The following is a 24004-nucleotide window of genomic DNA, read 5'->3' as shown; positions in this document are numbered from 1 at the left end:
TTATACAACGGTCCTTTCCACCCCTCCGATCAAGCGTCAGAGGCTTCGATAGAGCGCAATCAGGCGCTCCGCCATCTCTGACAGACCAAGGTGCGCCACGGCATTCTGCGCGGCAAGGTGGGCATCAGGGCTTTCCGCCAGCACACACAGCCTCTCCAAAGCGGCCGTCATCGCCTCCGCATCGAGTGGATCGACGACATAGCCGTTCCTACCTTCACTGATCCAGTCCTGAGCACCGCAGCTTGTCGTCGTCAAGGTTGGCAAGCCACAGGCCATGGCTTCCAGCGCAGCATTCGGCCCGGGATCGTACAGGGTGGGCAACACGAAGGCATCTGCCGCCCCATACCAGGGGCGCACATCCTTGAGCGGGCCGGTGAAATGAACCCGCTGCGATATACCGAGGCGCTCGGCCAGCGCCTGCATGGCACGCATCTTCCGATCCTGCCCGACGACGGCCAGATGAAAGGGGGTCGTCGCCCCTGCCATCGCTGCCAGGAGGCGTGGCACGCCCTTGCGCTCGAAACCGCTGCCGACATACAGCAACAGCGGCACATCGGACGGCACGCCCGCAGCCTGTCGCGTCGCATCCCGATGTTGCGCAGCCAGCCCGGGATGAAAATGAGCATGATCCACACCGTTGTAGATCAGAACCAGTTTCCGACGGTCGACGCCGTAAAAACGGTGAATTTCATCGGCCACCATCTGCGAGTTGCAAATGACTGCCCGCAAAGCCGGATGGGCGAACATGCGGGCCTCTGCCGCCAGCACGTAGCGGTGGTAGGCGGACCACTGCTGCCCCAGTCGACCGAGCGGCCCCAGTGTTCTCGCGCGATGGGCAAGCCAGGCAGCATGGACCCCATCACCCGCACGGAAAATCATGCATCCGGGAATGCGCTCGTGCGACTGCGTGATGTCATAGCCCCCCTGTGCCATCAGATCCGCGGCCGCAAGGGCAAAACTTCTGTCCCGGGCAGCACGTCCGCCCAAGAGACGACTGTAAGCCGGATCGCACGCAATCTGGCGGAACCCCTCTGCCGGCGCCCCAGCCCAACTGCGCGTGATCAACGACACTTCAGCGCCTTCGGACGACAACGCCGACAACGCGCGCTCGACAAAACGCTCGGCACCACCATAGGGGTTGTAGCGTTGGCGAACAATCGCAATTTTCATGTCTGCAACACGTCTTGCAAGGCCGCCATGACCTGGGTCACCGGTAGATTTTCAAGGCAGTCGCTGACTTTGCCGCCGCCGCAGCCATCGTTGCCGCAAGGGCGACACAGATGATGCTCACTGGCCACGACCCGCGCTCGTGCCGACCAGGGCCCCCACTGTTTCTCGCCAGAGGGCCCAAACAAGGCAACGACAGGCACCGCCATGGCCGCAGCAATATGCATGGGCGCAGAATCGACACCCACAAACGCTTGCGCCATGCCGGTCAGGGCCGCCAGTTCTTTCAACGAGAGCTGGCCCGCCAGGCTGGGCACCGGTCTGGCCAAGCCCGCTTGAATAGCACCGACCATCGCCAGCTCATCCCGGCTCGGCGCTGCTGTCAGGACCACCTGATGCCCTTGTGCCTGCAACATACTGATCAAGGCTGCCATGCGCTCAGCCGGCCAGCATTTAAAAAACCAACGCGACGCCGGATGTATGTGAATAAAGGGGCCGCTGACCTCGGCATCCGTCAGGCGTTGCCGAACCCTGGCCTCAGCCTCCGCACCGGGGACCAACTGCAGGGCACGATCCGCCAACGCCGGGCGCACGCCAATGCGACGCAGGGCGTCCAGATTCCGTTCCACGGTATGGCGCGGCAAGCCCCCCGACACCTTATACAGATGGCTGAAACTTCGATGCCAGGCCCGACCGGCATCAACACGGGTACACCCGACCGACCAGCGCGGCTTCAGGAGCCGGCACAGCCAAGCCCCCCGCCAGTGTTCAGTCAGGTGGAGCACCAAGTCATAGCGCGCAGCGCGCAAGGTATCCAGCAAAGCCCACTCCTGCTTCAGCTGATGCCCGACACCCTGCTTTTTCCATTTCCGATCAATCACATGCACACGCCGGATCGCCGGGTGCAGGGTCAGCATTTCCGCGGTATCGGCATAAACCAGCGCATCGATCTCGACATGCGGAGCGGCGGCCTTGAGTGCGGAAAAAACGGGGGAGGAAAGCAGTACGTCGCCGTGATGGCGCAGCTTGATGACGAGCACGCGCTGCACTTCTTGGAGCGGCACGGCATCGCGCAGGGGATTGAAATCGTTCATGGCGGCGATTTTATCGCCTTAGGCGCATGCCGTCTTTGCTAGCGCGATGCGTCACGCACCTTGGTCGATTCGGCGATCAGGGCAATACGCACATTCATCACGGCCGCCATCAGCACCTGCCGGGCATCGTCGAGATCGTTGGCATGCTCGATGCGGAACAACTCGCTGCCGCCATCGCCATAGCGCACTGCTGCGATGAAAAGCGGCTTGCTTGCGGGCGGTACGCCCCGCCTTCTGCTCTCTCCTGTCTTTGCCATGGCTCCCCCGTTTATGACTTATGGATATTAGCCAAGGCAAGCCGGATCAGGTCATACCGTTTTCATAATTTAACAAAATGATTTCACCGTATTCAACCGGAAAATCAAGCACATCCCGCAATGGCACCCTCTGGACAATGGCCACGATCTGACGGATCACGCCCGCGTGCGTCACCAAGGCTATGTGAGGATGCCGGAGGCTGGAGAGGCACGCCCGAATCCGTCCGGCCATCTGTTCGGCCGACTCTCCGCCCGGCGGGCAATAGCCCATCAGATCGGCAGCCCAGGCGTCGATCTCCGCGCGAGGAATCTCATCCCAGGCCCGCCCTTCCCAGTCACCGAACGCAATTTCCATCAACCGGGGATCTGTCCGGCACCCCGGGTCCATCGCCCGAGCCAATTTCAAACAACGCTGCAGCGGGCTGCTGATCACGGGCACCCCCACCGGCAACTGAGACCGAAGCGTCGCGGCCAGCGTGGCGGGGTCGTCGATATCGACATCGAGCTGGCCGTAGCACACGCCGGGCGCAATCAGCGGGCGCGGATGCCGGATCAGGTAGAGCATCATGCCGGCCAGCGGGCCAGTACGCCGAGATAGAAGGCCACTTCGGCCACCTGCTGTACCGCCCCCAGGCAGTCCCCGGTATAGCCGCCCAGCCAGCGCTTGAACTTGGCGGCCAGCCACACGGTTGCCAGCAAGGCGCACAGGACACCGGCCACGGCTTGCTGCCAGGGCAACAAGACCAATCCGAGGAGCGCAAAGATCAGGGCAACGCACAACGCCCCTCCGCCCAGACGCGTTGCCAGCGGCTTGGCTTTGGACAGCAGGTCCTCGCGCACGTAGTCCATCCCGGCCAGCAGCAGCGTGGCGCACCCGCGGGAAAAGGCGTGCCCCGCGATCAGCGCCAAGGGCACCACGGCGGGGTCGAGGCTGGCGAGCAGACAAAGCTTGCTGCTCAACACCAGCCACAAGGCGACCACACCGTAACTGCCAACCCGGGAGTCCTTCATGATTTCCAGGATGCGCAGCTTCTCCCAGCCGCCGCCGAGCCCATCGGTCATGTCGGACAGCCCATCCTCATGGAACGCGCCGGTCACGTACAGGCTCGCCGCCATGGCAAGCAGGACGGCCACCACGGGGGGCCAGAGGGCGACGGTCAACGCATACACCAGGGCCGAAATGCCCCCCACCAGCAAACCGACCGCCGGGAAGTAGCGGGCCGAGGCATTCAGCGCCTCAGCCGAATGCCCCACCCAGGCCGGGACCGGGAGGCGCGTGAAAAAACGCACCGCCCCGAAGAAATACGCGAGTTCGTCGCGCATCATGCCTTGTCGGCCACGCCGGCCGATTCGAGGCTGGCCATCTCGTTCAGGAACGCCACCGCCGCCTGTACCAGCGGGTAAGCCAGCGCGGCGCCTGTCCCCTCGCCCAGACGCAGGCCCAGATCGAGCAGCGGCGCGGCGTTCAGGGCCGTGAGTTGCGCAACATGGCCCGGCTCGGCCGAGCGCGTCGAAAACACGGCGTACTCGGTCAGCGCCGGGTAGAGGCGTGCCGCCACCAGCGCGGCCGAACTGACGATGAAACCGTCGATGAGCAGGACCATCTTCGCTTCTGCCGCCGCCAGCATCGCACCGACCATGGCGGCAATCTCGAAGCCCCCGAATTCGGCCAGCGCACGCATCGGCGTCAACGCTTCGCCAGACGCCGCAACGCGCGCCCAAGCCTGGGCCAACAAGGCATGCTTGCGGTTCAGACCGGCATCATCCAGGCCGGTACCACGCCCGATGCAGGCATCGAGGGAAACGCCGGTCAGGGCATGGGTGAGCAGGGAGGCCGCGGCCGTGTTGCCGATGCCCATTTCACCAAAGCCGACCACCGTGCAACCGTCAGCGGCCAGCTGGCGCACGATGCCGGCGCCGTGCTCGATGGCCTGCGCACATTGCTGGGCGGTCATGGCCGGCATTTCGATGTAGTTTGCGGTCCCCGGCGCCACCTTGGCGTGAATCAGGCCGGGGCGGGCGCCGAAATCATGCGCCACACCGGCATCGACCACACTCAGCGCCAGGCCGTTTTGCCGGGTGAACACGTTGATCGCCGCGCCGCCGGCGAGAAAGTTCTCGACCATCTGCCAGGTGACCTCTTGCGGATACGCCGACACACCCGCCTTGGCCGCACCGTGATCGCCGGCAAAAACCAGCAGGTGCGGCTTGGCGAGCACCGGATCGAGACGCTGCTGCATCAGGCCGATGCGGATGGCGAGCGCTTCCAGCTGACCGAGCGCACCGAGCGGCTTGGTCTTGCGGTCGACCTTGTGTTTGAGGGTATTTTCCAGGGCGCGATCCGGCGCCGTGATCGCGAATTTCGGGATAGAGGAATGCATCCGATTCTCCAAAAGCAAAAGGGCCTCGCGGCGACCGCTGTCCAGGCAGGCGCCGCGAAGCCCTGTCCATAGGCTTCTTGCGAAGTATTGGTATGTCCGACAGGTCTTCTGGCTTTCGGATCGTCCGGTCTGCTGCGCCTTCCCGGCAGGTTTGTTTCCCCGCGTAGTGGCATCGTGCAGCGACCGTCCCCGATTACAGCGGCGGGCCCGCCCCGGAATTGCCGCAGGCGGCGCACCGGGTTCCTTGATGTCGAACCCGTCGATTATACCTTGCCGCCGCCGGATCAATTCCCCACAATGCGGCCATGAAGACACTGATTCTGGGCGGTGCCCGCTCCGGCAAGAGCGCACACGCCGAAACCCTGGCCCAAGCGGCAAGCCGCGATGAGCAGCGGCACGTCATCTACATCGCCACGGCCGAGGCCCGCGATGGCGAAATGCAGACGCGCATCGCCCATCACCGCGCCCGCCGCCCGGCCGAATGGGGCTGCGTCGAGGAGCCGATCGAGCTCGCCGCCCGCCTGCGCGAGCTGGCACGCCCGGACACCTGCCTGCTCGTCGACTGCCTGACCCTCTGGCTCTCCAACCTGCTTTTTGCCGGCCAGGCCGGCGCCCAGGCCGATGCGGGGCAGCCCATCGATTGCCCGCTGTTCGAGGGGCAGACCCGCGCCCTGATCGACACCCTGCCGACCCTGCCGGGCCGGGTCATTCTGGTCTCCAACGAAGTCGGCTGGGGCATCGTGCCGATGCACCCGGTTTCCCGCCTGTTTGCCGATGAGCAGGGCCGCCTCAACCAGCGCGTTGCCGCCGTTTGCGATCACGTCGCCCTGGTCGCGGCGGGTTTGCCCCTCACCTTGAAATAGGCCTCTCTCAGACGGTCGACCGTGGCGCATATGGAAAAACTCCTCGACATCCTCGCTTCCGGCATTCACGAGACGAAGAACCAGTTGTTCTACGCTGAAACCGCGATTGCCGCCGCCGAAGCGACCCACCGGATCGATCTGGGGGAAGCACGCTATGCCATCGAACGCGGCGCCCATCGGCTCAACCGCACCCTGGCCGCTTACCGCTTGCTGCGCCATGAACGCCAGCTCGCCCTGATCCCCACGGTGGTCAGCGATCTGTGCGCCGAAATGGCGCTGGAAGCCCGCCTGCATCTGCAGCACCACGGACTCACGCTGCGCCTCGACTGCACCCTCGAGGACGCCTGGCCGATGGACCGCGAATTGGTCGAGGACATGCTCAGCAACGCCCTGCAGAATGCGAGCCGCTTTGCCCGGGCGCAGATTCTGTTGCAAGCCCGCCTCATTGAAGGTGGATTACAGCTGTGCGTGGCCGACGATGGCCCTGGCTTCGCCCATCTCCCCCCCGCCAGCGGCACGGGATTACGCATTGCCCGCCGCCTGGCCGAACTGCACACGCGCGGCCCAGAGCACGGCACGCTCATGCTGAGCAACGGCGGCCCGCTGAACGGCGCCTGCTTCACGCTATGGCTACCGTAAACATCGACTTCTCCCAGCGCCGCTTTCTCGTCATCGACGATCAGCCGATGGCCCGCGAAGCCCTGCGCACCATTGCCCAGACCGTCGGCGCCTTTGCCGTCGAATTCGCCGCAAACTATCAGGACGCGATCTACCGCATCCGCAACAACACGCCGGACATCATCCTCTGCGACTACATTCTGGGCGACGGACGCTCCGGGCAGCAGTTGCTGGAAGAACTGCGCCGCTTCAACCTGCTCAAGGACGAAGCCATCTTCATGATGGTCACCGGCGAGCAGTCCTACGAGCAGGTCGTCTCCGCCGTCGAACTGGTGCCGGACGATTACATCATCAAGCCTTTCTCGCCGGACAAGTTGCTCCTGCGCCTGGCCCGCATCATGGCGAAGAAGGACTTCTTTGCCGATTACTACCGGGAAAAACGCCAGCAGGAATACGCCCGCGCCCTCGCGCTGCTTGCTGCCAAGCGGGACAGCGAGGCCGGTCGCCCCTACCGCTTCGAAATCCTGCGCCAGCAGGCGGAAACCCTGCTCGCCAGCGGCGATGCCGTGGGCGCAGAGGACGCCTATCGCGACATTCTGAACAATTACGAATTCCCGTGGGCCCGCGCCGGCGTGGCCCGCTCGCTACATCAGCAAAGCCGTCACGGTGAAGCGCGCGAGGAGATCGACCGCGTCGTCGCCAGCACCCCGCATTACTTCGATGCGGTGGATCTCAAGGCCAACATCTGCATCGCCCAGGGCGAAACCGAGGAAGCCCAGCGCGTCCTCGACGAGGCTGCCAAAAAGACGCCACGCAATTACCTGCGCAAACGCCTGCTGGCCGAGGCCGCCACCCTGAATGGCGACACCGAGACGGCACGCATTGCGATGGGCGATGTGATTGCCAACGATTCAATGCCCGGCGCCGTGTCTGCCGCCGACAAACTCAGCCATGCCCGCACACATGTGGCGAGTAACGACAAGATTTCCGCCGAGAAAGTACTGGTCGGCATGCGCGAATCCGAAGTTCAGAATCTCACGCTGGACGAACAAGCCAGTTTTGCCGCCCTGCTCGCCATCGCCAGCCCGGAAAAGGGCAAGAGCAAATTTGCCGGCCTGCGCCCCGCCCTCATTTCCGCCGCGCTGGAAACCACCGCCCGCCTCGACATCCTGCGTGCCGCGATGGTCCTCAACGACCGCGAACTGGCCGACCAGCAGGCCGCCCAGACCATGGCCGGACCGGATGCCAAGAAGAGCTTCAACAGCGTGCGCACGCTGTACGCCCTGCATGGGCGCGAAATGGATTTCCGGGAAATCCAGAAACAGGTCGCCCTGCGCCGTATTCACCACGACGAGCCGAACGGCGCCTGAGACTCAGGCCCCGGTGCGGGCCTGCCTGCGCGTCAAACCGGCAGCCAGGGCGCCAGTTTCTGCCAATCGAGCGCCGCCTCGACGGCATCGGCCAGACGATCCAGATCGGCCTCGCGCCGCGCCGCGAAATCCACATCCTCGACCGCTTCGGCACCGGCCCAGTGCAGCAGGGCACTGAGCGCTTCCGGTGTGTCGAATACCCCATGACAATAGGTGCCAAGCACCTGGCCATCATCCGAGATCACCCCATCCGGACGGTCGCCCGCCAGCCAGACGGATGGCTGGGCCAAACCATTGCCCCGCGTCACGCCCAGGTGAATCTCATAGCCGGCCATCGGCGGCGAACCGGGCAGATTCAGGTGACCGCTCACATTGCGCAGCTGCTTTTCGGGCTCCAGCGTCGTCTCGACATCGAGCACGGCCAGACCACGCGTCGAGCCGCCGCCGCCTTCCAGGCCCAGCGGATCGTGAATGGCCTGACCGAGCATCTGATAACCGCCGCAGATGCCGATCACCTTGCCGCCGTAGCGCAGATGGCGGGTGATCGCCTTGTCCCAGCCCTGGGCGCGCAGCCAGTCCAGATCGGCGCGCACGGCCTTGGAACCGGGCAGGACGATGAGATCGGCGGCAGGCGGCGCCTCGCCGGGGCCGATCCAGCGGAAATCGACTTCCGGATGCAGGCGCAGCGGATCGAGATCGTTGTGGTTCGAGGTGCGCGGATAGGCCGGCGCCACGACTTTCAATTTGGCCGCTTTTTTGCCGTCGACCGTCGCCGTCGCAATCGCATCCTCGGCATCGAGCATCAGGCCGTGCAGGTAGGGCAACACCCCGAGCACCGGCTTGCCGGTCCGTGCTTCCAGCCAATCCAGCCCGGATTGCAGGAGGCTGATGTCGCCGCGAAAACGGTTGATGACGAAACCGACCACCCGCGCCTGTTCCGATGCGGACAGGAGATCGAGCGTGCCGACCAGATGGGCGAAGACGCCGCCCCGGTCGATGTCGGCGACGAGAATGACCGGACAATCGACCGCCTCGGCAAACCCCATGTTGGCGATGTCGCGTGCCCGCAGATTGATCTCGGCCGGGGAACCGGCGCCTTCGACGAGCACGCAGTCGTAGGCGCCGGTCAACCGGTCCCAGGAGGCCAAAACGGCCTGCATGGCGCGTGGCTTGTAGTCCTGATAGTCGCGGGCATTGAGGTCGGCCGCCACCTTGCCGTGAATGATCACCTGCGCCTTTTTGTCGGTGGTCGGCTTGAGCAGCACCGGATTGAAATCGGTATGCGGGGCCAGGCCGCAGGCCAGCGCCTGCAAGGCCTGGGCGCGACCGATTTCCCCGCCATCGACGGTGACCGCCGAATTGAGCGCCATGTTCTGCGGCTTGAACGGCGCCACGCGCACGCCCCGACGCTTCAAAACACGGCACATCGCCGCAACCAGCGTGGACTTGCCGGCATCGGAAGTGGTGCCTTGCACCATCAGGGAAGCGCGTTTCATGATTGGCCCGGATGTCAAAAGCCCATAATTATGGCACCATCGCCCCCGCCCGATCTCATTCGGGCAGGTGTCTCCGGGTGCCCGCCCCCAAACGGGGCAGGAGAATCGGGAAGGCGGTGCGATTCCGCCACGTGCCCAACGCTGTGAGGAGGACGTTTGCCGCATCAGGCCACTGGTCAGCGACCGGGAAGGCGCGGCAACGGGCGAATCCGAGTCAGAAGACCGGCCAGGAGACGGATTGACCGGCTTTGTGGACGAAAGCCGCCGCGTTTCCAGAAGGGGAATCCATGGAAAACCCGAATGCGCCCAGCGCGCACGCCTTTACCGATGCCGAACGGGCAGCGGTCTACCACGCCATTTTCAGCCGTCGCGATGTGCGCGCGCAATTTCAGCCCACCGCCGTGCCCGACGAGGTTTTCAGCCGCATTCTGATGGCGGCGCATCACGCGCCCTCGGTCGGCTTCATGCAGCCCTGGAATTTTCTGGTGGTCCGCTCACCGCAGGTGAAGCAACGGGTACATGACGCATTTCGCACGGCCAACGACGAAGCGGCCAGGATGTTCCCGGATGACAAGCGGACACTTTACAGCCAGCTGAAACTGCAAGGCATCCTGGATGCGCCGATCAACCTCTGCATCACCTGCGACCGCACGCGCACCGGCCCCCTCGTCCTGGGGCGCACGCACATGCCGACCATGGACCTGTATTCCAGCGTCTGTGCCGTGCAAAACCTCTGGCTCGCCGCCCGCGCCGAAGGGCTGGGCGTCGGCTGGGTGAGCATCTTCCACGAATCGGCGCTGCAGGCGGCGCTGGGCATCCCCGAGCACATCGTGCCGATCGCCTATCTGTGCATCGGCTATGTCAGCCATTTCAAGGACAAGCCCGAGCTGGAAACCGCCGGCTGGCTGCCCCGCCTGCCGATCACCGATCTCCTCTATTACGACCAGTGGGGCGCCGGCGATGCAGGCCAGGCCGATCCGCTGACCACCCGTCTGGCCGAAATGCAGGCCGGCATTCAGGATCGCGGCGAATTTCCGGCATGACCGACCTGTTGACCGGCGCCTGGGCGCTCCCGCTGGCGGCACTGACCGCCGTGCTCATCGACCGCCTGTTGGGTGAGCCGCAGCGCTGGCATCCGCTGGTCGGCTTTGGCAATCTGGCCGGGGCGCTCGAGCGCCGCCTCAACCAGCGCCGGATCAGCCTGGGCATCCTCGCCTGGAGCCTTGGCGTGCTGCCCTGGGTCGGCGCTGCCTACTGGCTGCATGACACCCTGTCGCCACCCGGACGGCTGCTGCTGGACATCGGCCTGCTTTACTTCGCCCTCGGCGCGCAAAGCCTGGGCGAACATGCCGAGGCCGTCGCCCGCCCCCTGGCCAGCGGCGACCTCGAACAGGCCCGCCAGCGCGTCGGCTGGATGGTCTCGCGCGACACCGCCCAACTCGATGCCTCCGGCGTCGCCAAGGCCGGCATGGAATCGGTGCTGGAAAACGGCAACGATGCCATCTTCGGCACCCTGTTCTGGTTCGCCTTGCTGGGCGGGCCGGGCGCCCTGCTCTTCCGCCTCGCCAACACCCTGGATGCGATGTGGGGCTACCGTACCGAACGCTACAACCTGTTCGGCCGCTTTGCCGCCCGCTTCGACGATCTGCTCAACTGGCTCCCCGCCCGCCTCACGGCCTTGACCTATGCCCTGCTCGGCCAGACCCGCCTCGCCTTGCGCTGCTGGCGCACCCAGGCCGGTGTCTGGGAAAGCCCCAATGCCGGCCCGGTCATGGCGGCCGGCGCGGGCAGCCTGGGCGTGCAACTGGGGGGGGCCGCCATCTATCACGGCCAGGAAGAAATCCGCCCGCCGCTCGGCGCCGGCCCAGCCCCCGTCGCCGGTGACCTGGCCCGTGCCATCCGCCTGATCCGCCACAGCCTCTGGCTCTGGCTCGCCACCTTTGCCCTGATCGCCCTGCTCTCCGAGGTGCTGCATGCTTGAACACGGAGGGCGCCTGCGCGCCGCCGCTGCCCGTTACCACCGTCCGCTGGCCGACTGGATCGACCTGTCGACCGGGATCAATCCGCATGGCTGGCCCGTCCCGCCGCTGCCCCCCGAAGTCTGGCAACGCCTGCCGGAAGACGATGATGGCCTGGAAGCCGCCGCCGCGGCCTATTACGGCAATCCCAACAGTCTGGTCGTGGCCGGCTCGCAGGCCGCCATCCAGTGGCTGCCCGCGCTCCTGCCCCGCGCCGCCGTGGCCTGCATCGCACCGCTCTACGCCGAACACCCGCACGCCTGGCAGCGCGCCGGCCACAAGGTGCGCTTTCTGCAGAATGCCCTCTTGCCGCGCGCCCTCACCGCCGCCACCCCCTATGTGCTGTGCTGCAACCCGAACAATCCCAGCGCCGACCGGCATCCGCAGGCGGTCGTCCTCGATGCCGCCGCACAACTCCACAAGCGGGGCGGCTGGCTGATCGTCGACGAGGCCTTCATCGATGCCACGCCGGAAGACAGCATCACCGCGCTGGCCGGCACCGACGCGGCCCCGAATCTGATCGTGCTGCGTTCGCTCGGCAAATTCTTCGGCCTGGCCGGCCTGCGCGTCGGCTTTTTCTTCGGCCCAGCCGCCCTGCGCGAACGCATGCAGGCGGCGATGGGCCCGTGGACGGTCTCCGGCCCGGCCCGTGCCGCCGCCCGCCTGGCCCTGCTCGACACCGACTGGCAAGCCGCCATGCGCCCGCGCCTGTGTGCTGAAGGCGCCCGACTGCAGACCCTGCTCGCCCCCTTGGGCGAGGTCAAGGCGACGCCCCTGTTTGCCACGCTGACCCTGAACGACCCCGCGGCCTTGCACGAACATCTGGCCCAACACGGCATCCTGACCCGCCGTTTCGACCAATCACCGCTCTTGCGCTTTGGCCTGCCTGCCAACGAAGCCGGCTGGCAACGCCTGACCGAGGCCCTCTCCGCCTGGAGCCCGACATGAAATTGCCCCTGCTGGCGACGTTGACCGTCGCCCTCCTATCCAGTATCTCCGCCCGTGCCGAGGTTGTGATCAAGGACGATACCGGCGCCACCGTGCGCCTCAAGGAACCGGCCCGGCGCATCGTTGCCCTCGCGCCGCACATCGCGGAAAGCCTCTATGCGGCCGGCGGCGGGGAGCGCCTGGTCGGCACCGTCGATTACAGCGACTATCCGCCGGAAGCGAAGAAGGTGCCGCGTGTCGGCGGCTATTCCCGCGTTGATCTGGAGGCCGTCGCCGCGCTCAAGCCCGATCTCGTCCTGGCCTGGCAAAGCGGCAACAACATGCCGCAGATCGAAAAGCTGAAAGCCCTGGGGCTGACGGTCCACGTCTCCCAACCGAACCGCATGGAAGAAGTGGCGAGCCAGCTCGAAAAACTGGGGCAGCTCGCCGGCAGCGAGCGTATCGCCCAGCAGGCCGCCGACACGTTCCGCAAGCGCCTGGAGAGCCTGCGCGCCGCCAACGCCCACAAACCCAAGGTGCGGGTCTTCTACCAGATCTGGAAAACCCCGCTGATGACGGTGGGCGGCCCGCAGATCATCAGCGATGCCATCCGTCTGTGCGGCGGCGACAATGTCTTCGGGCAACTCAAGCAGATGGCGCCGACAGTCAGCGTCGAAGCCGTGCTGGAAACCGATCCGGAAGCCATCATCGCCACCGGCATGGGCGATGCCCGACCGGAATGGCTATCCGACTGGGACAAATGGACGCGCATGACCGCCGTCAAACGGGGCAACCTGTTCCACATCAACCCGGACATCATGCAGCGCCACACGCCACGCATTCTCGATGGCGCCGAGAAACTCTGCGCCCATCTCGATGTCGCACGCAGCCGTCGTCCACAAAAATAAGCCGCCATGTCCCGTCTGCCCCAACGCATCGTCTGCCTGACCACCGAAACCGTCGAAGTCCTCTACGCCCTGGGCGAACAGGACCGCATTGTCGGCATCTCCGGCTATACCGTCCGTCCGCCCGAAGCGCGCAAGGAAAAACCCAAGGTCTTCGCCTTCACGACCGGCGATATCGACAAGATTCTCGCGGTCGAGCCCGATCTGGTCCTCACCTTCTCGGACCTGCAAAGCGAGATTTCGCGCGACCTGATCAAAGCTGGCGTGCCGGTCTACGCACTCAACATGCGCAGCGTCGAGGACATCCTGGCCATGATCGAGACCGTGGGCCGCCTGGTCGGCGCCGAAGCCAAGGCCTGCGCCCTGGTGGCTGAACTGGAAGCACAGATCGAGGCCACCCGCGCCCAGGCCGCTGCCCGCATTGCCCGCACCGGCCGCCGCCCCCGTGTCTATTTCGAGGAATGGGACGAGCCGCTGATTTCCGGCATCCGCTGGGCCTCCGAGCTGATCGAGATTGCCGGCGGCGAAGATGTCTTTGCCGAGCAAGCCCGCTCGCCGCTCGCCAAGGATCGCCGCCCCACCCCGGAAGACGTCATCGCGGCCGCACCGGATGTCATCATCGGCTCGTGGTGCGGCAAGCACTTCCGGCCGGAACGCGTGGCCGCCCGGCCGGGCTGGGAAGGGATCCCGGCGGTCAACAGCGGGCGCATGCACGAAATCAAGTCGGCCGTCATCCTAACCCCCGGGCCGGTGGCGATCAGCGAAGGTCTGCCGAAATTGCTCGAAATTTTTGATTTTTGAAAAAGCCGCCAGGCCGCTCGAGGTCGTACCCTAGTTCTCCCACACAGGAGCGTCTCATGACCCGCACCGGCCTTGCCCTTTTTTCCCTTCCCCTCGCCGCCCTCTGCATCGGCCTGAGCAGCGCCCCGGCCCACGCCGACACGGCGGAGGCCCTGAGCGAACTCGGCAGCATCAATGGCATTGCGCTGGCCTGCCAGCAACCCGCCCTGGCCAGCCGCGCCCGCAACGCCGTACAAACCGGCGTGGCCAAGACCCGCGAGAACGGCGAGCGCTTCGAAGCCGCGACCAACGCCGCCTTCCTGGCCCAAGGTCAGGGCAAGGCCTGCCCGGATGCCGCCACCCTGGCAAAGCGTCTGGAACACGCCGAACACCAACTCGCCCAGCCGTCCCGCTAAGCCGTGTTGCGACACCTGCTCTGCCTCCTGGCCGGTCTCTTCATGGCCGCGCTGGCCCATGCCCAGGCAGAGCACAGTCTCGAATTGCTGCGCGAACAGGGGCGCGATGAGATCATTCCACGCTATCTGCTGCAGGATCCCTACGGTCGACCGGTCAGCAACGAGGATTTTCGCGGGCGTTTCCAGCTCATCGCCTTCGGCTACACCTTCTGCCCCGATGTCTGCCCGACCACCCTGGTCGAAATGGCCAGCCTCCTGAAGTCACTGGGTCCCCGTGCCGGCAAACTGCAGGCCATTTTCATCACGGTCGATCCTGAACGCGATACCGGCAAAGTGCTGAAGACCTATACCGAATTCTTCGACGCACGCATTCTCGGCCTGACCGGGTCGCCCCAACTGATTCGACGCGTCGCGGACAATTTCCGCATCCGCTACGCCCGCGTGGTCAACCCCGGCAACGGTCCCTATGCCGTCGACCACTCCGCCGGGATGACGCTGCTGGGCCCTGACGGGCGCGTGCTGCGCAAATATGCCTTCGGCACACCCACCGACGATATCCTGACAAGCCTGAAGGACCTCCTGCCCGAGCGCTGAAGGCCACCGTCATTCAGTTTGCATCCCCATGATCTGGACGCTATAGTCCGCGGATGTGGGCCGCCCTTCGCCTTTTTTTCCTGCTCGCCCTGTTCGCCTTACCGGCGCGCAGCGAACAGGCATGGCTGCTCCTCAGCGACAACAGCGCGCCCTACGCTGAATTCGAAAGCACCCTGCGCGACACCCTGGCCGACAGCCGCTGGCGCCTGACCGTCAGCCATGTCGCCGGCAGCGCCGATGCCCCGCGTCCACAAGCCGACCTGATCATCGCGGCCGGCGCCCAGGCGCTCCGTACCGTGCTGGCCCAGAACCCCAGCCAGCCCGTTCTGGCCACCTTGCTCCCCCGCCAGTCCTTTGAACGCCTGAGCGCTGAGTTTGCCGGCAAGCTCCCGCGGCGCCTCTCGGCCATCTGGCTCGATCAGCCACTGGTCCGGCAAGCCAGCTTCCTGCGCCATCTGCTCCCGGATCACCGCCGCATCGGCGTCCTGCTCAGTCCCGAGACACGGAACCAGCAAACCGCACTGCAGCGTGCGCTGAGTACGGCCAACCTCAGTCTCGACATTGAAGAAACCGATGGCGAACGCAGTTTGATGCCCGCACTGGGCACACTGCTCCCCAAGGTCCAGGTCCTCCTGGCCCTGCCGGATACGGCCATCTACCGACGCGACAACATCAAACCCATCCTGATGACGACTTACCGTCACCAGCGCCCGCTCGTCGCCTTCTCTGCCGCCTTTGTCAGTGCCGGTGCGCTGGCTGCGCTCTACTCCACACCCGCCCAGATCGCCCGCCAGACTGCGGACATCCTGCAGCAACCGGGCAGCGCACTCCCGCCCCCGGGGTCACCCACACTCTTTTCCATCTCGCTGAACAGCACCGTCGCCCAGTCGCTCGACCTCAAGCTTTCCGATGAGGCCTCCCTCCGGCGCGCCCTGCTCTCCGAACGGGAGCCCAAATGACCCGACTCAATCTGCGCCAGCGACTGTTGTTGCTCTCGCTCCTGCCCAGCGCGCTGATTGCGATCACGCTGGTCTCGTATTTCACCTTCCAGGGCATTCGAACCCTGGAAGGTGAACTGCGCAACAAAGCCTTGTCCTCGGTCCGTTATCTCGCCCAGATCAGCGAGTACGGCATCATCGCCGGGCAAACCGACACCCTTTACAGCCTCGCCCAAGCCATCGTCCAGGAGTCCGGCGTCAAGGCCGCCGTCATCGTCAATCAGAAGGGACGGGTCATTGCCGTCAGCGGTCGTGTCTCGCTGTCCAGCGACACCCTGCGCCAGCCCCTCCAGCACCCCGGGCTGGTCGACGAACGCGAGCACTGGATCGGTTTTGGGGCGCCGGTCTATCGCTCCCTGAACGACACCGATCCCCTGTTCGACGTCGCGCTGAGCGGGGAAACGCGCAACGAGACCATTGGCCAGGTCTTCATCGAACTGGACAAGGAAGAGCTCATCCGCCGTCAGCAGGCGCTGCTGCTGCGTGGTTTGATGATCGTCATCGTCGGCCTCCTGCTCATCGCCGCCATCACGATTGCGCTGGCCGACAATCTGGCCCGCCCCATCCACCGTCTCGTGGCTGCGGTCGACAAGATGGCGCAGAGCGATCTCTCGGCACGCGTGCCTGAAGTATCCCAGGCCGAAATCGGACGATTGGAACAGGGCTTCAACATCATGGCGGCCCACATTGAAGAGGCCCACCTGTCGCTGCAAACCCGGATCGAGGAAGCCACGGCACAACTGGCTTTCCAGGCCCGTCACGATGCCTTGACCGGCCTGCTCAACCGCCGTGAATTCGAGGCTCGTCTGGAACGCTGCCTGGTCAGCGTACAGGCCGGCAGCGACCCGTGCAGCCTGCTCTTCATCGATCTGGATCGTTTCAAGCCGGTAAACGACACCTGCGGCCACCTTGCCGGTGACGAACTCTTGCGTCAGATCGCCCAACTCTTCAATGGCCGGCTGCGCGACGACGACATCCTGGGGCGATTGGGCGGCGACGAATTCGGGGTCATTCTCAGCAACTGCACCGGTATCCGGGCAAGGCAGGTTGCCGATGATCTGTGCGCCCTGGCCGGTGCCTATCGTTTCATCTGGCAGGACAAGGTCTTTTCGATCGGTGCCAGTATCGGCCTGACCACCATCAGCAGCCAGACACGCAAAATTGCCGATCTCCTGGCGGCAGCGGATGCAGCCTGTTACGACGCCAAGGAAATGGGACGCAACCAGGTTTGCGAGCGGGAAGCCTATCAACCGGCAGAGCGTCGCAAGGCAGGCAGTGACTGGACAACGCGCATCAGCCTCGCGCTGGCCGAACAGCGCCTGCAAATCGAAGCGGCGCCGATGCTTGCGCTCAATCCGGAGACCTCGCACCCCGCGCACTGCGTCGAACTCACCGGCCGCCTGCAAGAGCCCGGCCAACCGCCGATTGCCCTGAGCGCGCTGAAAGAAAGTGCCGAACGCGAAGGGCTGTCGCCACGCATCAACCGCTTCCTGCTGGATACCGCCCTGCAGGCCCTGCTGCGCTGCCGCCACGCCGAACGCCCGCTACACTGTCTGGTGCCCGTGTCGGCCAGCCTGCTCAAGGAACCCGACGTGCTCACACAACTGGGCGAATTTTTCCGTGAGCACGACCTGACAGGCGATGGGCTCTGCCTGATGTTCGACGAAGACGTGCTGGTCAACCAGAGTGCCCAGTTTCTCGATTTTGTCAGGCAGTTGCGGACGCTGGGTTGTCACGTTGGCCTGGAAAACTTTGGCGGCAGCCTGGCTTCGATTACCCAACTACGCGCCTTGGCGCCGACCTGGGTCAAGCTCAGTCACAGCCTGACCCGGGACATTAGCACCAACCCGACCTCGACTGCCCTGCTACGGGCCATTCAGGAAATTGCCACCGATCACAAGATTCTGACCATCGCCGCTCAGATCGACGATCGGCAAGCGCTCCCTGAACTCACCATACTGGGCACCCATTACGCAGAAGGCCGCGCCGTCGGGCCGGAAGAACCGTTTGACGCCTGGGTAGAAGGGGTTGTCATGCGCCACGGTGGCGCACAATCGGGCGCTTAAGCGCGGCTGGCCTGGTCCTGCAGCCAGGCCGCCGTGAAGACCGGCGACTGCGCCCCCAGCGTCACGCCCTGCTGTAACGCCAGACGACACAAGGTAAGCCCTGCTGCATCCACCCGCGATACCCCGGCCAGGTCAATTTCGACCACGGCCATGCGCGTCAGGGCATGCATGAAATCGTTATGCAAAGCGGCATTCAAGCCCCCGAGAATGCGCATCACCTTCTGCCCACCGCGGTCATGCACCGTCAGCAGGGAGGCCAGTCCGTTTTCCATCACGGCCAACAAGGTTTCTTCGATCAGGATCTGGCTCAACGGCCCGGCCATGAACCGTGCACCAAAGACATCTCCCAGGCGGCTCACGACCTGAATCGGCAAATCGACTAAGGGGGCACCCGCAACCGAAAATTCACAGCCCAGAATCTGGCCGATCGTCACCGGCTGCGTACAGCGAATCATCAGGCCGGATAAGGAAAGGTTCTCGATATTGGCCTCACCGAACCAGCCCGCCGAACCCAGCATGATCGGGGGCGGGTGGCCAAAGCGGACGCGCTGATGGCGTCGTTGTTCGAGCGTGAATTCAGCCAAGGGAACCTCAAAATGCATGAAAGAAGCGTTCACACGCACCTTATCACAGCCATCCCCATCGTTTGAACCGCCAACCCAGACAAGATTCATTGACTTTAAAGTACCGGCTCGGGTAACGTTCACCACGTCGGCAGGGTGCCGGCGGCGCCGATTTGAACTCAGATTGCGGGCGCCTTAGAAATGCCGCTAAAACGGGAACCGCCCAGTTCGCGTTTCTAGCCAACTGGGTTTTGTTTTTTTGGGACCAGCATGCCAGGACATTCTGTTGGCGCCGTCACCGCACAATGCGCCCATTTCAGCGAACCGCTGCATTTGCGCAGCGGCGGCGTTCTGCCTGCCTACGACCTCGTCTACGAGACCTACGGCACGCTCAACGCTGCGAAATCCAACGCCATCCTCGTTTGTCACGCCCTCTCCGGCCACCACCACGTGGCCGGCCATTACGCCGATGCCCCGAATAACATCGGCTGGTGGGACAACATCGTCGGCCCCGGTCGACCGCTGGATACCGACCGTTTCTTCATCGTCGGCCTGAACAATCTGGGTGGCTGCCACGGCTCGACCGGCCCGTCCTCGGTCAATCCGGCCACCGGCAAACCCTGGGGCGCGGATTTCCCGATGGTCGCCGTCAGCGACTGGGTGGAAGCCCAGGCCCGACTGGCCGATCGTCTCGGCATCGACCAATGGGCCGCCGTGATGGGGGGGAGCCTGGGCGGCATGCAGGCCCTGCGCTGGACGATCAGCCAGCCGCAACGCGTCCGCAACGCGATCATCATCGCCTCTGCTCCCAAGCTGACCGCACAAAACATCGCTTTCAATGATGTCGCCCGCCAGGCCATCCTGACCGACCCGGAATTCCACGGCGGCAATTACTACGAACACGGTGTTCGCCCGGTACGCGGCCTGCGCCTGGCCCGCATGCTGGGCCACATTACCTATCTCTCGGACGACCAGATGGGCGAAAAATTCGGCCGGGAATTACGCAACAGTTCCTTCTCCTTCGACTACGACGTCGAATTCGAGGTCGAATCCTACCTGCGCTATCAGGGTGACAAATTCGCCGGCTATTTCGATGCCAACACCTACCTGTTGATGACCAAGGCACTGGACTACTTTGATCCGGCCCGTCTCGATGGCGGTGACCTGACCAAGGCACTGGGCCGCACCGACCCGAAAACCGGTTTCCTGATCGCTTCCTTCACCACCGACTGGCGTTTTTCACCGGCCCGCTCGAAGGAGATCGTCAGCGCCCTGCTGGCCAACGGCCGCAATGTCTCTTATGCCGAAATCGACCTCAATTTCGGCCACGACTCCTTCCTGATGGAAGATGCCCACTACCACGGCATCGTCGATGCCTACCTGCGGAACATCACGCTATGACGCACACGCTCGGACGCCCGGACTTCGACGTCATCGCCGGCTGGATCGAACCCGGCCATCGCGTACTCGACCTTGGCTGCGGCGATGGCAGCCTGCTCAAGCACCTTCAGGAAACACGCGGCGTACGTGGTGTCGGCGTTGAAATTGAAGATGCGAACATCGTCGCCGCCATCCGCAATGGCGTGAATGTCCTGCAGGGGAATCTGGAAAAAGGGTTGGACGAATTTGCCGATCAGTCCTTCGACCATGTCGTGCTGTCGCGCACCCTGCAAACGGTTCGCCACACCGAAGGCATCCTGCGCGAGATGTTGCGCGTCGGTCGCGAAGCGGTCGTCTCCTTCCCCAACTTCGCCTACTGGAAAAACCTGCGTGCCGTGCTCGACGGGCGCATGCCGGTCTCCGAAGACCTGCCCTACCAGTGGTATGACTCGCCCAATGTGCGTTTCTTCACCATTCTCGATTTCGACGCCCTGTGCACGCAGATGGGCCTGACCATCAAGGAGCGCCGCGTTCTCGACGAGCAGGGTGCGACGGTCAACGCTCAGGATGACAAGGAAATCAACTTCCTCGGCAGCCTCGCCGTCTATCGCCTGACCCAGGCACGCTGATGCCGGCCTGGCTCGCAGCATTGCTCACCCGGAAGATGCTGATCTGCATCTTCACGGGGTTTTCGTCCGGCCTGCCGCTTTATCTGCTGCTCAATCTGCTACCGGCCTGGCTGCGCAGCGAAGGCGTCGATCTGAAGACGATCGGCTTTTTTGCCCTGATCCAGTTTCCCTACACCTGGAAATTCCTCTGGGCCCCCCTGCTCGATCGTTACGCCCTGCCGGGCTGCGGCAGACGGCGCGGCTGGATGCTCCTGACCCAGTTGGGCCTGCTGCTCACCATCGGTCTGCTGGGCGGTCTCGATCCCAAAGCCAATATCTGGCCGATCCTCTGGCTGGCTGCATTGCTTGCCTTTCTCTCCGCCACGCAGGACATCGCGGTCGACGCCTTCCGGCGTGAAATTCTGAAGGACGAGGAACTCGGCCTCGGCAATGCCGTGCATGTGAATGCTTACCGGATCGCCGGCCTGATTCCCGGCTCGCTCTCGCTGATTCTGGCGGATCGTCTGCCTTGGGATCAGGTTTTCTGGATCACCGGTGCCTTCATGATTCCCGGCATGCTGATGGCCTGGCGCGTTCAGGAACCCAGCGTCAAAGGCATGCCGAAAACCCTGCGGCAGGCCGTCACCGAACCCTTTCAGGAGTTCATCGGCCGTCAGGGCTGGCGGGGCGCAACCACGGTCTTGGCCTTCATTTTCCTGTACAAGCTCGGGGACAGCCTGTGCACGGCACTGGCTACCCCGTTCTACCTCGACATGGGGTTCACCAAGACCGATATCGGCCTGATCGCCAAACATGCCGGCCTCTGGCCCGCCGTTGTCGGCGCCCTGCTGGGCGGCTTGTGGATGGTCAAGCTCGGCATTAACCGGGCGCTCTGGCTGTTCGGTGTCGTCCAGCTGGTATCGATTTTTGGTTTTGCCTGGCTGGCGGCGCAGGGTCACTTCGATCTCATCGACACCGCGGCCCGTCTGGCCCTGGCCTTCGTGATCGGGCTGGAAGCGTTGGGGGTCGGACTCGGCACGGCGGCCTTCGTCGCCTTTATCGCCCGCGCCACGCACCCCGCCTACACGGCAACGCAGATGGCCCTATTCACCAGCCTGGCCGCCGTCCCGCGCACCTTCATCAACGCCTCAGCCGGCTGGCTGGTGGAATCGATGGGTTGGCTCAATTTCTTCTGGCTCTGCGCGATACTGGGCATTCCGGGCATGCTCCTGCTGCTCAAGGTTGCACCCTGGCACGCCGACGATACCAAACAATCCTGAGTGCCCGCGCACGCGGGGCCGCACCGGGCTAGTCAGCCCGGCGGTTACGACGGCGATCCAGCCACCAGGCGTACATCGGCAGAATCAGGACCGAGCCCGGCAAGAGCAATGCAATCAGGTAAGGAGATAGATGCGCCATGCGCCGCAGGTGCGCGAGCAGCAGCGCCTTTTCTTCAGGCGTCCACTGTCCGCCGTTGCGTGCCTTCATGAGCAGGGGCAGCATGCCCCGGGTTGAGAGAATCTCGCTCAGGACACGCTGGACTTCACGGCGTTGCGAGGACAGCAGTTGCTGCCACCAAGCCGGCAGGCTCAAACGGTTCGTTTCAGCCACGACGGTCAACCTGATGGAGAGAGTCGATTTTTCAACGACTGCCAGCCACGCCAGACGACAAAAGCGCGGCGGCCCCAGGTCCAGGCACGTTTGGGTTTGAGCACCACCGCCGCTGCGACGGCAGCGCCAATCGCAGCGGGATGGTGCTTCAACCAGTCTACACCACGCAGGGCGGCATCACCGCGCGCCAAGGCCTGTGCAACAGGCTGCGTCTGGGCGGCCAACGTGCGGCGCTGCTGATCGATACGCGCCTTCAGTTCGCCATGGCGACGCGCCAGTTCCAGCGCTCGAGCGTTGTTCATTCGGCCTTCCCGGCCTGACGCCGAAGTTCGGCAATATCCTGCTCCAACTCAGCCAGGCTGGCATGAAAGAGCTTGCTCGGACGACGCGCCTGCGCTTTCAACGAGGCCACCAGCCAAAGGCCACCGCCAATGAAGAGCAGAGAAGCCAGGCCGAATACCAGAACGCGCTGTTCCCAGAAAGCGAGCGCCAGCCAGAAGACGAGCAGGACCACGCCGATCGCCAGCATGAATGCCGCGCCGATCGCTTTCGACCAGAGCGACATCAGACGCAGCTTCTCCTCCTCGATCTCGGTGATCAGGAGCTCCGCCCGCGTCTTGCCGATCGCGACCAGGGTCGCGATCGTCTGCTTCAGGGAAGCGAACAGCCCGCGTGGCGCTGCATCGCTTCCCGGCATGTCTGCCATCGCTTAACGGCGACCGATCAGCACGCCCAGCGCCAGGCCCAGGGCGGCAGCGACACCCACAGCCTTCCACGGCTGCTCGTGCACGAAATCATCGGTGGCACGGGCGGCCGCCTTGGTCTTGTCGAGCAGCGCGGCTTCGGCATCCTGCAGACGCTCCTTGGCATCGCGCAGACGGATGGTAATGCGTTCGCGCAGCTCACCGACCTTGTCACCGGCGGCACCGGCGGTCGCACGCAGGATTTCCTCGGCGTCAGCAACGACCACCTTCAGATCGGAGACCAGTTTTTCCTTGTTGGCGACGGACAGTTGTTCGGACATATTCAACCTCTTCATGAGTGAGTTGTGGACGGTAATGGTGAAAGGGTATCCCGAGGGCGACCCGAAATCAATTCATACGGGATGCACTGCTTAACGGGCGTAGTCGATGATCAGCGGCGCATGGTCGGAAAAACGCGCATCTTTGTAGACCGAAGCGGCCTGGGCCGTCGCGGCGATCCCGGGCGTGGCAATCTGGTAGTCGATGCGCCACCCCACATTCTTGGCCCAGGCCTGCCCCCGGTTGCTCCACCAGGTATAGGCTTCCTCGCCTGCTGTCGGATACAGCGCGCGATAGACATCGACCCAACCCTGCTCGTCAAAGAGGCGCGACAGCCAGGCCCGCTCCTCAGGCAGGAAACCGGAGTTTTTCTGGTTTCCTTTCCAGTTCTTCAGATCGATGTTCTGGTGTGCGATATTCCAGTCGCCGCAGAGCACGATCTCCCTGCCTTCCGCGCGCAAGGCCGCCATGTGCGGCAGGAAGACATCCAGGAAACGGAACTTTGCTTCCTGGCGCTCCGGTGAGGACGATCCGGAGGGCAGATACAAGCTGATCACGGAGAGATCGCCAAAATCTGCCCGGAGATAACGCCCCTCGGCATCAAACTCGCCGCCATCAAAGCCCTCGATGACGCGATCCGGTTCTGCGCGACTCCAGATCCCCACGCCGCTGTAGCCCTTCTTTTCAGCACAGTGGTAGAAGGCATGCATGCCTTCTGGCTTGAGCATGGCCTCGGAAAGGTCAGGCAGTTGCGCCTTCAATTCCTGAAAACACACCACGTCAGCGGACTGTGCAGCCAGCCAGGGGGCCACATTCTTGTTCCATGCGGAACGAATACCATTGAGATTCAGGGAGATGATGCGTAACATT

At 64.2% G+C, this 24004-nt stretch carries 28 protein-coding genes and 2 riboswitches; of the genes, 15 read left to right on the top strand and 13 right to left on the bottom strand.

Annotated features, from left to right (window positions below; all coding sequences use genetic code 11):
- Positions 1-36: 36 nt before the first annotated feature.
- Genes AACO21_RS02220 through cobT form a run of 6 tightly spaced genes read right to left on the bottom strand, consistent with a single transcriptional unit; the run spans position 37 to position 4899 of the window.
- Positions 37-1170, bottom strand: a complete 1134-nt coding sequence (locus AACO21_RS02220; protein WP_346190847.1) for a glycosyltransferase family 4 protein — start codon at positions 1168-1170, stop codon at positions 37-39.
- Positions 1167-2261 carry a putative lipopolysaccharide heptosyltransferase III gene (gene rfaQ / locus AACO21_RS02215; RefSeq protein ID WP_346190846.1) on the bottom strand — a complete coding sequence of 365 codons (1095 nt, stop codon included), beginning with the start codon at positions 2259-2261 and terminating at the stop codon, positions 1167-1169. Before rfaQ ends, AACO21_RS02220 begins: the two co-directional genes overlap by 4 nt.
- A 38-nt stretch (positions 2262-2299) precedes the next feature.
- The gene (locus AACO21_RS02210) at positions 2300-2518 is read right to left on the bottom strand and encodes a hypothetical protein (protein WP_346190845.1); all 219 of its coding nucleotides are present in this window, start codon (positions 2516-2518) and stop codon (positions 2300-2302) included.
- Between the two features lie 46 nt (positions 2519-2564).
- Positions 2565-3083: an alpha-ribazole phosphatase family protein gene (gene cobC / locus AACO21_RS02205; protein ID WP_346190844.1), complete on the bottom strand. Its 519-nt coding sequence runs from the start codon at positions 3081-3083 to the stop codon at positions 2565-2567.
- Positions 3083-3844: an adenosylcobinamide-GDP ribazoletransferase gene (locus tag AACO21_RS02200; protein WP_346190843.1), complete on the bottom strand. Its 762-nt coding sequence runs from the start codon at positions 3842-3844 to the stop codon at positions 3083-3085. Before AACO21_RS02200 ends, cobC begins: the two co-directional genes overlap by 1 nt.
- Entirely contained in the window at positions 3841-4899 is a 1059-nt protein-coding gene (gene cobT, locus AACO21_RS02195) for a nicotinate-nucleotide--dimethylbenzimidazole phosphoribosyltransferase (RefSeq protein ID WP_346190842.1), read from the bottom strand. The genes AACO21_RS02200 and cobT overlap by 4 nt, the downstream gene beginning before the upstream one ends.
- A gap of 80 nt (positions 4900-4979) precedes the next feature.
- Positions 4980-5198: riboswitch (cobalamin riboswitch) on the bottom strand.
- 6 nt (positions 5199-5204) lie between these two features.
- Between cobT and cobU the strand changes: the two genes are divergently transcribed.
- The 3 genes from cobU to AACO21_RS02180 are packed head-to-tail and all read left to right on the top strand — an operon-like array spanning position 5205 to position 7750.
- Entirely contained in the window at positions 5205-5762 is a 558-nt protein-coding gene (cobU, locus tag AACO21_RS02190; RefSeq protein ID WP_346190841.1) for a bifunctional adenosylcobinamide kinase/adenosylcobinamide-phosphate guanylyltransferase, read from the top strand.
- Positions 5763-5792: 30 nt separating this feature from the next.
- The gene (locus tag AACO21_RS02185; RefSeq protein WP_346190840.1) at positions 5793-6401 is read left to right on the top strand and encodes an ATP-binding protein; all 609 of its coding nucleotides are present in this window, start codon (positions 5793-5795) and stop codon (positions 6399-6401) included.
- Positions 6389-7750, top strand: a complete 1362-nt coding sequence (locus AACO21_RS02180; protein ID WP_346190839.1) for a response regulator — start codon at positions 6389-6391, stop codon at positions 7748-7750. Before AACO21_RS02185 ends, AACO21_RS02180 begins: the two co-directional genes overlap by 13 nt.
- 32 nt (positions 7751-7782) lie before the next feature.
- Here the strand turns inward: AACO21_RS02180 and AACO21_RS02175 are convergent, their stop codons facing one another.
- Complete coding sequence (locus AACO21_RS02175) at positions 7783-9246, bottom strand: cobyric acid synthase (protein ID WP_346190838.1); 1464 nt, start codon at positions 9244-9246, stop codon at positions 7783-7785.
- Between the two features lie 58 nt (positions 9247-9304).
- Positions 9305-9492, top strand: a riboswitch (cobalamin riboswitch).
- A 41-nt stretch (positions 9493-9533) separates the two neighbouring features.
- Here AACO21_RS02175 and bluB point away from each other — a divergent pair.
- Genes bluB through AACO21_RS02130 form a run of 9 tightly spaced genes read left to right on the top strand, consistent with a single transcriptional unit; the run spans position 9534 to position 17950 of the window.
- Positions 9534-10289 carry a 5,6-dimethylbenzimidazole synthase gene (gene bluB / locus AACO21_RS02170; RefSeq protein ID WP_346190837.1) on the top strand — a complete coding sequence of 252 codons (756 nt, stop codon included), beginning with the start codon at positions 9534-9536 and terminating at the stop codon, positions 10287-10289.
- Positions 10286-11227, top strand: coding sequence for an adenosylcobinamide-phosphate synthase CbiB (gene cbiB, locus AACO21_RS02165; RefSeq protein WP_346190836.1), 942 nt, complete (start codon positions 10286-10288; stop codon positions 11225-11227). The genes bluB and cbiB overlap by 4 nt, the downstream gene beginning before the upstream one ends.
- Positions 11220-12212 (top strand): threonine-phosphate decarboxylase CobD, encoded by a 993-nt coding sequence (gene cobD, locus AACO21_RS02160; protein ID WP_346190835.1) that lies wholly within the window; start codon positions 11220-11222, stop codon positions 12210-12212. Before cbiB ends, cobD begins: the two co-directional genes overlap by 8 nt.
- Complete coding sequence (locus tag AACO21_RS02155) at positions 12209-13099, top strand: cobalamin-binding protein (protein WP_346190834.1); 891 nt, start codon at positions 12209-12211, stop codon at positions 13097-13099. The genes cobD and AACO21_RS02155 overlap by 4 nt, the downstream gene beginning before the upstream one ends.
- 6 nt (positions 13100-13105) lie before the next feature.
- Positions 13106-13897 (top strand): cobalamin-binding protein, encoded by a 792-nt coding sequence (locus tag AACO21_RS02150; protein ID WP_346190833.1) that lies wholly within the window; start codon positions 13106-13108, stop codon positions 13895-13897.
- 56 nt (positions 13898-13953) lie between these two features.
- On the top strand, positions 13954-14292 hold the full coding sequence (locus AACO21_RS02145) for a hypothetical protein (protein WP_346190832.1): 339 nt from the start codon (positions 13954-13956) through the stop codon (positions 14290-14292).
- Between the two features lie 3 nt (positions 14293-14295).
- On the top strand, positions 14296-14886 hold the full coding sequence (locus tag AACO21_RS02140) for an SCO family protein (protein ID WP_346190831.1): 591 nt from the start codon (positions 14296-14298) through the stop codon (positions 14884-14886).
- 53 nt (positions 14887-14939) lie between these two features.
- Entirely contained in the window at positions 14940-15845 is a 906-nt protein-coding gene (locus tag AACO21_RS02135; RefSeq protein ID WP_346190830.1) for an ABC transporter substrate binding protein, read from the top strand.
- Entirely contained in the window at positions 15842-17950 is a 2109-nt protein-coding gene (locus AACO21_RS02130) for a diguanylate cyclase (RefSeq protein WP_346190829.1), read from the top strand. Before AACO21_RS02135 ends, AACO21_RS02130 begins: the two co-directional genes overlap by 4 nt.
- On the opposite strand, the gene AACO21_RS02125 is transcribed toward AACO21_RS02130, so the two are convergent.
- The gene (locus AACO21_RS02125; protein ID WP_346190828.1) at positions 17947-18552 is read right to left on the bottom strand and encodes a PilZ domain-containing protein; all 606 of its coding nucleotides are present in this window, start codon (positions 18550-18552) and stop codon (positions 17947-17949) included. The genes AACO21_RS02130 and AACO21_RS02125 overlap by 4 nt on opposite strands.
- 231 nt (positions 18553-18783) lie before the next feature.
- Between AACO21_RS02125 and AACO21_RS02120 the strand changes: the two genes are divergently transcribed.
- The 3 genes from AACO21_RS02120 to AACO21_RS02110 are packed head-to-tail and all read left to right on the top strand — an operon-like array spanning position 18784 to position 21781.
- A complete protein-coding gene (locus AACO21_RS02120) occupies positions 18784-19914 on the top strand; it encodes a homoserine O-acetyltransferase (RefSeq protein WP_346190827.1) in 1131 nt (376 codons plus the stop codon).
- Positions 19911-20522 (top strand): methionine biosynthesis protein MetW, encoded by a 612-nt coding sequence (metW, locus tag AACO21_RS02115; protein ID WP_346190826.1) that lies wholly within the window; start codon positions 19911-19913, stop codon positions 20520-20522. The genes AACO21_RS02120 and metW overlap by 4 nt, the downstream gene beginning before the upstream one ends.
- Positions 20522-21781, top strand: coding sequence for an AmpG family muropeptide MFS transporter (locus AACO21_RS02110; RefSeq protein WP_346190825.1), 1260 nt, complete (start codon positions 20522-20524; stop codon positions 21779-21781). Before metW ends, AACO21_RS02110 begins: the two co-directional genes overlap by 1 nt.
- A 28-nt stretch (positions 21782-21809) precedes the next feature.
- Here AACO21_RS02110 and AACO21_RS02105 read toward each other — a convergent pair whose 3' ends face one another.
- From AACO21_RS02105 to AACO21_RS02085, 5 genes are all read right to left on the bottom strand, one after another.
- Positions 21810-22112 (bottom strand): hypothetical protein, encoded by a 303-nt coding sequence (locus AACO21_RS02105; RefSeq protein WP_346190824.1) that lies wholly within the window; start codon positions 22110-22112, stop codon positions 21810-21812.
- A 5-nt stretch (positions 22113-22117) separates the two neighbouring features.
- A complete protein-coding gene (locus AACO21_RS02100) occupies positions 22118-22414 on the bottom strand; it encodes a YqjK-like family protein (protein ID WP_346190823.1) in 297 nt (98 codons plus the stop codon).
- Entirely contained in the window at positions 22411-22809 is a 399-nt protein-coding gene (locus AACO21_RS02095) for a phage holin family protein (RefSeq protein WP_346190822.1), read from the bottom strand. The genes AACO21_RS02100 and AACO21_RS02095 overlap by 4 nt, the downstream gene beginning before the upstream one ends.
- A gap of 12 nt (positions 22810-22821) precedes the next feature.
- Positions 22822-23136, bottom strand: coding sequence for a DUF883 family protein (locus AACO21_RS02090; RefSeq protein WP_346190821.1), 315 nt, complete (start codon positions 23134-23136; stop codon positions 22822-22824).
- A gap of 90 nt (positions 23137-23226) precedes the next feature.
- Complete coding sequence (locus AACO21_RS02085) at positions 23227-24003, bottom strand: exodeoxyribonuclease III (RefSeq protein WP_346190820.1); 777 nt, start codon at positions 24001-24003, stop codon at positions 23227-23229.
- Position 24004 lies beyond the last annotated feature (1 nt).

Origin of the sequence: Dechloromonas sp. ZS-1 (genome assembly GCF_039649255.1) — a bacterium.
Lineage (GTDB): Bacteria > Pseudomonadota > Gammaproteobacteria > Burkholderiales > Rhodocyclaceae > Azonexus.
The sequence above is the reverse complement of the archived record's forward strand: the minus strand, read 5'-3'. Positions and strand labels throughout refer to the sequence as shown.

Bases quoted from the DNA above. Each gene is read 5' to 3' on its own strand.
- AACO21_RS02200 (WP_346190843.1), bottom strand. From the start codon at position 3,844: ATGATGCGCGACGAACTCGCGTATTTCTTCGGGGCGGTGCGTTTTTTC.
- cobD (WP_346190835.1), top strand. From the start codon at position 11,220: ATGCTTGAACACGGAGGGCGCCTGCGCGCCGCCGCTGCCCGTTACCAC.
- AACO21_RS02175 (WP_346190838.1), bottom strand. From the start codon at position 9,246: ATGAAACGCGCTTCCCTGATGGTGCAAGGCACCACTTCCGATGCCGGC.
- AACO21_RS02220 (WP_346190847.1), bottom strand. From the start codon at position 1,170: ATGAAAATTGCGATTGTTCGCCAACGCTACAACCCCTATGGTGGTGCC.
- AACO21_RS02145 (WP_346190832.1), top strand. From the start codon at position 13,954: ATGACCCGCACCGGCCTTGCCCTTTTTTCCCTTCCCCTCGCCGCCCTC.
- AACO21_RS02185 (WP_346190840.1), top strand. From the start codon at position 5,793: ATGGAAAAACTCCTCGACATCCTCGCTTCCGGCATTCACGAGACGAAG.
- metW (WP_346190826.1), top strand. From the start codon at position 19,911: ATGACGCACACGCTCGGACGCCCGGACTTCGACGTCATCGCCGGCTGG.
- cobT (WP_346190842.1), bottom strand. From the start codon at position 4,899: ATGCATTCCTCTATCCCGAAATTCGCGATCACGGCGCCGGATCGCGCC.
- cobC (WP_346190844.1), bottom strand. From the start codon at position 3,083: ATGCTCTACCTGATCCGGCATCCGCGCCCGCTGATTGCGCCCGGCGTG.
- AACO21_RS02095 (WP_346190822.1), bottom strand. From the start codon at position 22,809: ATGCCGGGAAGCGATGCAGCGCCACGCGGGCTGTTCGCTTCCCTGAAG.
- AACO21_RS02150 (WP_346190833.1), top strand. From the start codon at position 13,106: ATGTCCCGTCTGCCCCAACGCATCGTCTGCCTGACCACCGAAACCGTC.
- AACO21_RS02130 (WP_346190829.1), top strand. From the start codon at position 15,842: ATGACCCGACTCAATCTGCGCCAGCGACTGTTGTTGCTCTCGCTCCTG.
- bluB (WP_346190837.1), top strand. From the start codon at position 9,534: ATGGAAAACCCGAATGCGCCCAGCGCGCACGCCTTTACCGATGCCGAA.
- AACO21_RS02155 (WP_346190834.1), top strand. From the start codon at position 12,209: ATGAAATTGCCCCTGCTGGCGACGTTGACCGTCGCCCTCCTATCCAGT.
- AACO21_RS02180 (WP_346190839.1), top strand. From the start codon at position 6,389: ATGGCTACCGTAAACATCGACTTCTCCCAGCGCCGCTTTCTCGTCATC.
- AACO21_RS02125 (WP_346190828.1), bottom strand. From the start codon at position 18,552: ATGCATTTTGAGGTTCCCTTGGCTGAATTCACGCTCGAACAACGACGC.
- AACO21_RS02210 (WP_346190845.1), bottom strand. From the start codon at position 2,518: ATGGCAAAGACAGGAGAGAGCAGAAGGCGGGGCGTACCGCCCGCAAGC.
- AACO21_RS02120 (WP_346190827.1), top strand. From the start codon at position 18,784: ATGCCAGGACATTCTGTTGGCGCCGTCACCGCACAATGCGCCCATTTC.
- AACO21_RS02100 (WP_346190823.1), bottom strand. From the start codon at position 22,414: ATGAACAACGCTCGAGCGCTGGAACTGGCGCGTCGCCATGGCGAACTG.
- cbiB (WP_346190836.1), top strand. From the start codon at position 10,286: ATGACCGACCTGTTGACCGGCGCCTGGGCGCTCCCGCTGGCGGCACTG.
- rfaQ (WP_346190846.1), bottom strand. From the start codon at position 2,261: ATGAACGATTTCAATCCCCTGCGCGATGCCGTGCCGCTCCAAGAAGTG.
- AACO21_RS02085 (WP_346190820.1), bottom strand. From the start codon at position 24,003: ATGTTACGCATCATCTCCCTGAATCTCAATGGTATTCGTTCCGCATGG.
- AACO21_RS02135 (WP_346190830.1), top strand. From the start codon at position 14,940: ATGTGGGCCGCCCTTCGCCTTTTTTTCCTGCTCGCCCTGTTCGCCTTA.
- AACO21_RS02090 (WP_346190821.1), bottom strand. From the start codon at position 23,136: ATGTCCGAACAACTGTCCGTCGCCAACAAGGAAAAACTGGTCTCCGAT.
- cobU (WP_346190841.1), top strand. From the start codon at position 5,205: ATGAAGACACTGATTCTGGGCGGTGCCCGCTCCGGCAAGAGCGCACAC.
- AACO21_RS02110 (WP_346190825.1), top strand. From the start codon at position 20,522: ATGCCGGCCTGGCTCGCAGCATTGCTCACCCGGAAGATGCTGATCTGC.